This window comes from Streptomyces pseudovenezuelae, from assembly GCF_001513955.1.
Taxonomy (GTDB): Bacteria; Actinomycetota; Actinomycetes; order Streptomycetales; family Streptomycetaceae; genus Streptomyces; species Streptomyces pseudovenezuelae.
In genome coordinates this window covers 1-1,175 of the sequence record NZ_KQ948172.1, presented here as the reverse complement: position 1 = coordinate 1,175, position 1,175 = coordinate 1, and the positions used below count along the sequence as shown (strand labels likewise).

Sequence of the window (1,175 nt, the reverse complement as noted above, 5' to 3'; positions counted from 1 at the left end):
CCCAGTTCGCCGATGTAGATGTCCTCGTTGTGTTGGCCGAGGAGGGGTGGGGTGGTGATGGTGGTGGGGGAGTCGGAGAGTTTGAGGGGGTTGCCGACGGTGGTGAAGGTGCCGCGGTCGGGGTGGGCGACTTCGACGATCATGTCGTTGTCGGCGAGGGAGGTGTCCTCGATGATCTCTTTGGGGGACAGGATCGGCCCGCAGGGGATGTTGTGGGTGTTGAGGTGGTGCAGGACCTGCCATTTGGGCAGGGCGGCGGTCCATTCCTCGATCAGCTGGAACATCTTGGCCAGTTTGGGCAGGCGGGCTTCGGGGGTGGCCCATTCGGGGTCGTCGGCGAGTTCGGGGCGGCCGATCAGCGTGGCCAGCGGCTGCCAGCCGGCGGGCTGGACGATGACGTAGACGTAGTCGTTGGGTCCGCCGGGCGCGCATCTGACGGCCCAGCCGGGCTGGCCGCCGCCGGAGGCGTTCCCGGAGCGGGGGACCTCGTCGGTGAAGTCGTCGTTGGGGTACTCGGTGAGCGGGCCGTTCGCCAGGCGTTGCTGGTCGCGGAGTTTGACCCGGCACAGGTTGAGCACCGCGTGCTGCATCGCCACGTTCACCCGCTGCCCGCGCCCGGTCCGCTCGCGCTGCAGCAGCGCGGCCAGGACGGCGGCGACCGCGTGGATCCCGGTGCCGGAGTCGCCGATCTGCGCGCCGGTCGCCAGCGGCGGCCCGTCCTCGAACCCGGTCGTGGCCATCGAGCCGCCCATCGCCTGCGCGACCACCTCGTAGGCCTTGAAGTTCGTGTACGGGCCCTCTCCGAACCCCTTGATCGACGCGTACACGATCCGCGGGTTGATCTCCCTGATCCGCTCCCACGTGAAGCCCATCCGGTCCACCGCGCCCGGCGCGAAGTTCTCCACCAGCACATCCGCACCCCGGATCAGCGCCGTCAGGATCTCCCGCCCCCGCTCGCTCTTCGTGTTCAGCGTGATGCTGCGCTTGTTGCAGTTCAGCATCGTGAAATACAGCGAGTCCGCCTCCGGCACATCCCGCAACTGCCGGCGCGTGATGTCCCCGCCCGGCGCCTCCACCTTCACCACGTCCGCCCCCAGCCACGCCAGCAACTGCGTCGCCGAAGGACCCGACTGCACATGCGTCATGTCCAGCACCCGCACACCATCAAGCGCCAA

The 1,175-nt window shown here is 68.6% G+C and carries 1 protein-coding gene; it reads right to left on the bottom strand.

All coding sequences use genetic code 11. The features are described from left to right. Positions 1-1,175, bottom strand: a 1,175-nt coding sequence (frc, locus tag AQI94_RS42290; RefSeq protein ID WP_063801650.1) for a formyl-CoA transferase, incomplete at its 3' end; no start/stop codon positions are given.